We start from the raw sequence: 8,364 nt of genomic DNA, 5'->3' as shown, positions 1-8,364 counted from the left end.
CTCGCATCCGTCCCAGGATGCTGGAGAAGAGGAGGCCAGCGATGGCGAGAGGGCGTTCACAGCGTGTCCGGCGTAGTGAGGAAGAGTGGCGGGAGATTCTTGAAAGATTCGAGGCCTCGAAACTGAGCCTCAGGGCGTTCTGCCGCCAGGAGCAAATCGGGATCGCAAGCCTGCATCGCTGGCGGAAGCGTCTGGCGCTTGCCCTTGGACCCGGATTCGTCGACCTCCGGCCTCCGAGCGTTGTCGGAAATCACGAAGGCTGGGAGTTGGACCTGGAACTGCCCGGAGGCGGGCGTCTACGGCTGCGGGGCTGAGTGGTGTTTCTCGCGGAACGACCCCGGCGCATTCTGGCCTACCGTGATCCCGTCGACATGCGCAAGTCCTTCGACGGGCTCGTCGCTCTGGTCAAGAGCGTGCTGGAAGAGGATCCTCTCTCTGGTACGCTCTTCGTCTTCTTCAACCGGCGCGGCAATGACTTGAAGCTCGTGACGTGGGATCGGACGGGCTTCTGCCTGTTTGCCAAACTCTTGGAAATACTGGAGATGAAATACTGGAGCTCGAACGGAGCATCCCGGACGGTAGAATTCTGTATAGATTTCCGCATCCGTCGGGGGCAAACGGCCACCGGGCGAGGCAATTCAAGGAGGCGAAACTAACGCTGAGGCGATGTCTCAAGGAGGCCTTGAGTGCGAGTGTCCCTGCTGGCGCTGTTCAACAACCGCATGCAGTGGACAGCGCGCCGCGCCGCCGCTGATCGGCGAGGCGTTGGGACGCTTGGCGATGGGAATGCAGAGGCACACGAGCCAGTCGTCACGAATCTTTGCAGGTCTGCTGGTGTATCTGGCTCACCTCGATCACTCCTATCTCCGGTCTGCGATTGTTCCTGGACAACAGCAACCCCTATGGGGCTCGGTGTGCGACACCTTTTCCGTCCCGGTGGGCAGTTTTCGATTGCCGGCTGGGTGAGATTTCGTCTGCCCCGCTCATGTGTCGGGCGCTCACGGGGAACGGCGGATTCACCAAGGGGCCGGAGGCTCCGGTGACGGGGCCGTTACCGCTTGGAGAACGGCTTGGGGTAAACTGCCGGGGCAACGAGCCGCTGCCCTGCGGGGAAATCGGCGGTGAGCCGGTCGTCGGGACCAGGAGGTGGCGATGAGATGGTCGGAGGCGTACGCCACTGGCATCGAGCGTGTCGACGAGCAGCACCGGATGATTTTCAAGATGGCGGAGGACTTCCAGGCCGTTCTCGATGAAAAGGTGCGGGGGGAGAGAACCTATGGCTTGCTGCTCGAGACTTTGGATCGCTACTGCGCTGCCCACTTCAGCTTCGAGGAACGTTGCATGGAGGAGTACAACTGCCCCGCGGCCGAGAGGAACAAGCAGGCGCACGAGAGTTTTGTGCAGGTCCTGGCGGGCTACCGGCAGCGTTACGCGGAGAAAGGCTTCGATCCGGTCGAGGCCCAGGGTCTTCTCGACACCCTGAACAGATGGCTGGTCGAACACATCTGCGGGATCGACGTGGAACTGCGAAAATGCGTGGGAGACTCCGGGGATTGACCGTGGCCGGCGCGCTGGCGGGGCGCGGTGGTGAAGGGGTGCCGGGAGGGCGCTCTCCGCGGTGACAGGCTGGGGGACGGTGCTGGCTTCCGCGCACCGGGGCGAGGTCGAATCAGGGTTGGAGGGGCCCGCTCCAGCTCACGTCGTGATCGACTCCGCCCGGGCTCCGGGCGCGATTTCCGGCCCGGCATTTTCCGGGGATACCTGGGATGCAACGGTCCATCCTGATTGCGGACGACTCGAACACGATTCGGCAGGTCGGCAGTCGAGCCTTCGAAAACCGGGGTGTCGCGGTGGTCTACGCGTCCGGCGGGCGTCAGGTGCTGGATCTGGCGGAGCAGGCGCGGCCGGACGTGGGGTTGTTGGACGTACTGAGCCCGGAAATCGACGGTTACCAGGTGAGCCGGCGTCTGGCCGGGGCCTCAGCGAAGGGAAGGATTCCGGTATGGCTGTTGACGGGCGCATGCGAGCCCTTCGGCGAGGAGCGGGCGGCGCGGTGCGGCGGCGCCGGTGACCGGGTCAAGCCTTGCGAGCCCCGGGTGCTGGTGGAACCGGTCGAGGAGGTGCACGCAGGACTTCCGGCTTGGGATTGTGGGGGCCGTATCGCGGGTTGGACCCGCCGGCACCGGATGCCGGGCGAGGACGCGATGTGGGTGTCGGGCGCGGCCGGCGGGCTCGAGGATACCGACTCCGGATGCCCGCCGCGTAGCGATTTCCGGGGATCCGGACGACGGGCAGGGCATCGCGCTGGTGGGGCGGTGGCTGAGCGGGCCGGTGTCGCCGGTCCGGGCGCTGAAGGCGGGGGCGGGCATCGCGCCGGGCAAGCCGGTCACCCGGCGCTTGCGTCCGCGTCGGCGGGAGGGGGAGCGGGTGCCGGGTCTTTTCGCGGATCGGATCGCGGGCCTGGTCGAGGCGAGCGGGGGGCAAGCGCTGACGACGGATCCGCCGTCGGAACCGGCGCTGCGGGAAGGGCTCGAAACGGTGGGAGTGATCATTCCGATGGAGGGGGCGGTGGATCCGGGGGAGGAGGCGTTCCGGCGGGAGGAGGAGCCGGCGAAGCCGGGGACGCAGGCGGAGTCCCGCCGGACGAAGCTGTCCAGCGCCGCGTTCGTCGAGCGCGCCCCGGCCGCGGGTGGTGGCCAAGGCGCGGGCGCGGCTCGCGGACCTCGAAAGCCACCTGGCGAGCCCGGCCGAACGGCTGGAGAGCGTCGCATCAACGCCGCCGCGTCAGCATGGGCTCGGCGGCCGCCTTGTTTTTGACCGGCCCGGGAGTAGACTCTTCCAGACCACCCGGAGCCGGCGGCTGAGCGTCGGTCCTCAAGGAGAGAGCGATGGATCAGGCGAATCGCCAGATCGTGCTGGAGGCCGTCAAGTCGGCCATTATCACCGAGTTGCGTGGCGAGGAAATCTACCGGGCCGCGGCCGAACGGGCGACGGATCCGGCCGCCAAACAGATGTTCGAGTCGCTGGCGGCCGACGAAAAGCAGCACAAGGCGTTTCTCGAGCAGAACTTCAAGTCGCTGCTGGAGGACGGTGTGTGGGCGGTGCCCGCCACGCCCGAGAATCTCACGCCCCTCGATCACTCCGACGTGATCAACGCCGACTTTCTCAAACGGGTCAAGGGTGGTGCTTTCGAGATGGCCGTCATCGCCGCCGGTTGCGAGCTCGAGCGTTCGGCGATCAACTTCTACAACCAGCAGGCTGCGGAGTGTCCCGACGAGGAGTCGAAGAAGGTCTTTCGCTTCCTGGCAGAATGGGAAGAGAGTCACCTCAGCGCCCTGACGGAACTCGAAGGTCGGCTCAAGGACCAGTACTTCGCCGACCAGGGTTTCGCTCCCTTCTAGGCCGCTCCCTGATGACGACACGGTTCTTGCGTCCGCTGCTGCCGATCTTCGTGTTCGGATCCTTGGCCCTGTCCTGCCTGCCCGGTGGCGGGGGCGCGATCAACCTCGAGGCCCTCGACGAGTTGCGGGTCGAAGACCTGGACGGTCGCATCTGGGACCGCCAGGCTTTCGAAGGCAAGGTGGTGTTGATCGACTTCTGGGCCACCTGGTGCGGACCCTGCGTACACGAGATCCCGTTCCTCAAGACCGCCTGGCAGCGCTTCGGCGAGCACGACTTCCTGATCCTCGGCATCAGCCTCGACGGGGCGGACCGCAAGGGTTTCCGGGAGTGGCTGAAGGCCAACGATGTCACCTGGCCCCAGGTGCACGAGGGGCAGAGCTTCGACTCGCCGACGCCGCGGCTGTTCGGAATCCGCGCCATCCCCCGCTCGATTCTCCTCGATCGCAAGGGCCAGGTGATCGGCACCAACCTCCGCGGCCCACGGCTGATCCAGGCCGTGGAGGAGGCGATGGGAGCTCCCCGCTGAGGACTTAGCGATTCCGGCCCGCCAGGCCCGCCGCGTAGTGCATGTCGCGCACCAGGTGGTAGCCCACATGCAATACCGCGGTGGGGGCCAGCCGTTCCGCCATGCGCACCTGGGCCCGGGCCAGGGCCAGGAGGGCTTGCCGCAGGGGCCCTGGGGTGGCACGGGTCAGGCCGTGGGTCAAGGCCATGGTGCGCCGGAACCAGCCTCGTTGCTTCCCCCAGCGCATCCCCTCCGTTCGCAGGAAGGTTTCCACCTGCGCCAGCCGGTGCCTGTCGGCGAAATGGCGCGCCATGGCGCCGGCTTCCATGTGCCGCCGGCAGTGGGCGGGGAAGTCGGCGAACTCGGAGCGGTGGCGGGTGGTCGTGGCCTCGGTGTAGACGAGCCCCACTCCCGCCCGCTCCAGCCGAAAGGCCAGCTCGATGTCCTCGAAGCCATAGCGGGAAAAACCTTCGTCGTAGCCCCCCACCGCCAGCAGGGTCCGGCGCGGCACGGAAAAGTGCCCCGTCAGGCAGTCGGTGAAACTCAACGCTTCGCGCCGTGCGGCCAGGCGCTGGTGGCGTCGCCGCTCCTCCTCGGCCAGAAAACGCCCGAAACGTCCGGTGAAGAATTCCGGGTCCGGCTCGATGCGTCCCACCAGCCCCCGCGGGGGGGCCTCGGCGGGGTGGGCCGCGGCATGCACTTCCAGCAGGTTCGGGGCGGCGGTCATGTCGTCGTCCAGGATCAGCGCCACTCGCCCCCGAGCCGCCCGCAACCCCGCGTTGCAGGCCCCGGCGCGTCCCGAGTGGGTCGGCAGCCGCTGAAGTCGGGCGGGGAAGGGGAGATCGAGGTTTCGCGGCAGCACCACGGGTTGGGGGGAGCTGTCGTCCACCACCACCACCTCGGCCCCGCCTTCCGGCACCCTGCAGCGTGCCAGTGCGGCCAGGGTCGCCCGGAGGCGGTGCCCCCCCTCGAAGGTGGGAATGACGACGCTGATCTCCACGATTTCGTCGGCTCTCCGGTGTGAGGGGGCCATGGTACCCCACGGCATCCGGTAGACTCTCCGTCATGGAGGCAGTTCATGGCAACCCAGGGTAAGGGCGGCGAGGCGGGGCGGAGTACGGTCTACCTGCTCGACGGCACCTACACTGTTTTTCGCTCCTACTACGCCATCGCCGCCCTGACGGCTCCCGATGGTCGACCCACCGGCGGGGTCTACGGTTTTCTCTCCACCGTGCGCAAGCTGCTGCGCGAGCGCCGGCCGGAACACTTCGCCGTCGCCTTCGACCTGGAGGGTCCGACCCACCGGGACCTGGTCTTTGCCGAGTACAAGGCCAACCGGGCCGAGCCTCCCGAAGACCTGGTGCCCCAGTTCGACCTGGCCCGGAGAGCCTGCGAGGTGATGGGCTGGCCGGTGCTCACCGCCGAGGGTTTCGAGGCCGACGACGTGATCGCCACCCTGGCCCGGCAGGCGACGGAGCGCGGCATGAAGGTGGTGATCGTCACCGCCGACAAGGATCTCTACCAGCTCGTCGACGGCGACGTGGTGGTGCTCAACCCCGCCAAGGAAGATCGCATCCTCGACCCGGCCGGCGTGGAGGAGGTCTTCGGCGTGCCGCCCTCGCGGGTGGTGGATGTGCTCGCCCTCGTGGGGGACAAGGTGGACAACGTTCCCGGCGTTCCGGGCATCGGCGACAAGGGCGCCCGCCGCCTGCTCGAGCGCTACGGGAGCCTGGACGCGCTGCTGGAGCGAGGCCGCTGTTTCAAGGCGCTCTGGCTGGCCCGCGAGCGAGCCCTGGCCGCCCTGGACGAAGGGGGCGAGGCCCTGGCCTCGGCCCTGGCCGAGTTGGAAGGACCCGCCCGGCGCCTGGCCGAACTGGAGGCGGGCCTCGGCGGCGCCGAGGGCCGGGATCTGGCCGCACGCTTCGCCGCCGCCGCCGGTCTGGCCGAGCGGGCGGCCCTGCTCAACAAGCGCAGTCTGGGCAAGGTGCTCCGGGATCTCGAGAAAAAGACCCAGGCCAAGGTCTGGCTCTCCCTGGCCGACAATCAGGAGCAGGCCCTTTTTTCCCGCCGGCTCGTGACCATTTCCTTCGACGCCCCGGTGGCCCTCGACCTGGCGGCCATGCGCCCGGGACAGCCCCGGGTGGAGGACGCCGCGGCCTTCTTCGGTGAGCTGGGCTTCCGCCGCCTGACCGAGGAGATGCTCGACTCGGCCGGGCAGCAGCCGCCGAAGGTCGCCGAGCAACTCGAGGTGCGCCTGGCCCGGACTCCCGCGGAGGCCCTCACCGCGCTCGATGACCTGGCCCGGGGCGAGTTCCTGGCCGTGGATACGGAGACCACCTCCCTCGATCCGCGCCACGCCCGCCTGGTGGGTATTTCCCTGGCTACCCGTCCCGATGGCGGCGTCTACATCCCCGCCCCGGAAGAAGGGTTCGACCAGGGCGCCTGGGTCGAGGTGGGCCGGCGCCTGGAGGCCCTGCTCGCCGGCCCCCGGCCCCCCAAGACCGGTCAGAACCTCAAGTACGACCGCGCCGTCTTGCGTGGGGCGGGGCTCACCCTGGGCGGCATCGCCTTCGACACCCTGGTGGCGGCCCTGCTGGTGGACCCCGACCGCACCGTCTCCCACAAGCTCGACGACCTGGCCTGGCGCTACCTGGGCCTGCGGATGATCTCCTATGAAGAGGTCGCCGGTCGCGGCGCCGAGGAGCGCAGCCTGGACCAGGTGGACGTGGAAACCGTCGCCCGCTACGCGGTGGAAGACGCCGTCGTCGCCCGGCGCCTGACCGACGTGCTGCAGAAGGAGATCGAACAGGCGGGGGTGGATCGGGTCTTCCGCGAGATCGAGATGCCCCTGGTCGAGGTGCTCGAAGACATGGAGCATCACGGCATCCGCATCGACACCGAAATCCTGGCCCGCATGTCCGCCGAAATGGAAATCGAACTCCAGCGCCTGGAAGGCGAGATCCACGAGCTGGCCGGGCGCCCCTTCAACATCGCTTCTCCCGGGCAGCTTCGAGCCGTCCTCTTCGACGAGTTGGGCCTCGAGCCGACGGGGCGCCGCACGGCCAAGACCCGCGCCCATTCCACGAGCCAGGAGGCCCTCGAGGCCTTGGCCGCGGTCCATCCCCTGCCGGGCAAGGTGCTCGAGTACCGGGAGCTGGCCAAGTTGAAAAGCACCTACGTCGACGCCCTGCCCCGGCTGGTGGATCCCGACACCGGCCGGGTGCACACCCGTTTCCACCAGCTCGGCGCCGCCACCGGTCGCCTGTCATCCTCCGATCCCAACTTGCAGAACATTCCCGTGCGGACCCCCCTCGGGCGCCGCATTCGCGAGGCCTTCATTCCCCGCGAGGGGTGGCGCCTGGTTTCCGCGGACTATTCCCAGATGGAACTGCGCATCCTGGCCCACATGGCCGGAGAGCCCGCTCTGGTGGAGGCTTTCCGGCGAGGCCTGGACATCCACGCCTACACCGCTTCCCTGATCGAAGGCGTCGGGCTGGAAGCGGTCAGCCCGGAGATGCGCTCGCGCGCCAAGGCGGTCAACTTCGGCATCGTCTACGGCATGTCCGACTTTCGCCTGGCCCGGCAGCAGGGGCTGACTCGCAGCCAGGCCCGGGCCTTCATCGAGGCCTACTTCGAGCGCTATCCGCGGGTGCGGGCCTATATCGACGCGGTCAAGGAAGAGGTGCAGCGCAGCGGCGAGGTGCGCACCCTCTTCGGGCGGCGGCGACGCTTCGACGATCTGCGTGCCGGTGACGGGGTCGCCCGGCGGCGTCTGAGCTACGCCCAGCGCGAGCAGCTCATCCGGCAGGCGGTGAACACCACGATCCAGGGCACGGCGGCCGACCTGGTCAAGTTGGCGATGGTGCAGGTGCAGCGCACCCTGGTGCGCAGCGGCATCCCGGCGCGGCTGCTGGTGCAGGTCCACGACGAGCTGGTCTTCGAAGCCCATCCCGACTGCCTGCCGGAGTTGGAAGAGCAGGTGCGCTCGGCGATGGAGGGCGCCGCGGAACTGAGTGTTCCCCTGGCGGTGGATTTTCGCGCCGGGGCCAACTGGGCGGAGATCCACTGATGGCCGTCACGGAGCGGGCCCGGGTGCTGGTGGTGGACGACGAGCCGGCGGTGCGGGAGATGCTCTCCGAGGGACTCGCTTCGCTGGGCTGGGAGGTGGTCACCGCCGCGAGCGCCGGGCAGGCGCGCCGGCTGCTCGCCGAAGGGGGCTTCGAATGCGCGGTCTGCGACATCGCCATGCCCGGCGAGAGGGGCACCGAGTTGCTGGCTTGGATCCACGATCATGACCCACACCTGGCGGTGGTGATGCTCACCGGGCTGCGCGACGCGCCGACAGCGGTGGCCGCCATGCGTTCAGGAGCCAGTGACTATGTTTGCAAGCCCTTTTCCCTGCACGAGATGGACGCCCGCCTGCGGGAGGCCCTCGAAAAGCGCCGGCTACGCATCGA

The 8,364-nt window shown here is 68.3% G+C and carries 9 protein-coding genes; 8 read left to right on the top strand and 1 reads right to left on the bottom strand.

Annotated elements, in window-relative coordinates:
- The 6 genes from Q9Q40_13605 to Q9Q40_13580 form a co-directional block, all read left to right on the top strand.
- On the top strand, window positions 1–314 hold a 314-nt coding region (locus Q9Q40_13605), incomplete at its 5' end, for a hypothetical protein (protein MDQ7008255.1).
- Window positions 315–317: 3 nt separating this feature from the next.
- Window positions 318–656: an IS66 family insertion sequence element accessory protein TnpB gene (gene tnpB / locus Q9Q40_13600; protein ID MDQ7008254.1), complete on the top strand. Its 339-nt coding sequence runs from the start codon at window positions 318–320 to the stop codon at window positions 654–656.
- Between the two features lie 496 nt (window positions 657–1,152).
- Window positions 1,153–1,557, top strand: a complete 405-nt coding sequence (locus Q9Q40_13595) for a hemerythrin family protein (protein ID MDQ7008253.1) — start codon at window positions 1,153–1,155, stop codon at window positions 1,555–1,557.
- 750 nt (window positions 1,558–2,307) lie between these two features.
- On the top strand, window positions 2,308–2,817 hold the full coding sequence (locus tag Q9Q40_13590; protein MDQ7008252.1) for a hypothetical protein: 510 nt from the start codon (window positions 2,308–2,310) through the stop codon (window positions 2,815–2,817).
- Between the two features lie 71 nt (window positions 2,818–2,888).
- Window positions 2,889–3,401 carry a ferritin family protein gene (locus Q9Q40_13585; protein ID MDQ7008251.1) on the top strand — a complete coding sequence of 171 codons (513 nt, stop codon included), beginning with the start codon at window positions 2,889–2,891 and terminating at the stop codon, window positions 3,399–3,401.
- Window positions 3,402–3,412: 11 nt separating this feature from the next.
- A complete protein-coding gene (locus Q9Q40_13580; protein ID MDQ7008250.1) occupies window positions 3,413–3,928 on the top strand; it encodes a TlpA disulfide reductase family protein in 516 nt (171 codons plus the stop codon).
- Between the two features lie 4 nt (window positions 3,929–3,932).
- Here the strand turns inward: Q9Q40_13580 and Q9Q40_13575 are convergent, their stop codons facing one another.
- Window positions 3,933–4,955: a glycosyltransferase gene (locus Q9Q40_13575; protein MDQ7008249.1), complete on the bottom strand. Its 1,023-nt coding sequence runs from the start codon at window positions 4,953–4,955 to the stop codon at window positions 3,933–3,935.
- A gap of 30 nt (window positions 4,956–4,985) precedes the next feature.
- On the opposite strand from Q9Q40_13575, the gene polA reads away from it, so the two are divergent.
- A complete protein-coding gene (polA, locus tag Q9Q40_13570; protein MDQ7008248.1) occupies window positions 4,986–7,976 on the top strand; it encodes a DNA polymerase I in 2,991 nt (996 codons plus the stop codon).
- On the top strand, window positions 7,976–8,364 hold a 389-nt coding region (locus Q9Q40_13565; GenBank protein ID MDQ7008247.1), incomplete at its 3' end, for a response regulator. The genes polA and Q9Q40_13565, both read left to right, overlap by 1 nt.

The sequence above is a fragment of the Acidobacteriota bacterium genome (genome assembly GCA_030949985.1).
Taxonomy (GTDB): domain Bacteria; phylum Acidobacteriota; class Polarisedimenticolia; order J045; family J045; genus JALTMS01.
The sequence above is the reverse complement of the archived record's forward strand: the minus strand, read 5'-3'. Positions and strand labels throughout refer to the sequence as shown.

Bases quoted from the DNA above. Each gene is read 5' to 3' on its own strand.
- Q9Q40_13595 (MDQ7008253.1), top strand. From the start codon at position 1,153: ATGAGATGGTCGGAGGCGTACGCCACTGGCATCGAGCGTGTCGACGAG.
- Q9Q40_13585 (MDQ7008251.1), top strand. From the start codon at position 2,889: ATGGATCAGGCGAATCGCCAGATCGTGCTGGAGGCCGTCAAGTCGGCC.
- Q9Q40_13580 (MDQ7008250.1), top strand. From the start codon at position 3,413: ATGACGACACGGTTCTTGCGTCCGCTGCTGCCGATCTTCGTGTTCGGA.
- Q9Q40_13575 (MDQ7008249.1), bottom strand. From the start codon at position 4,955: ATGCCGTGGGGTACCATGGCCCCCTCACACCGGAGAGCCGACGAAATC.
- polA (MDQ7008248.1), top strand. From the start codon at position 4,986: ATGGCAACCCAGGGTAAGGGCGGCGAGGCGGGGCGGAGTACGGTCTAC.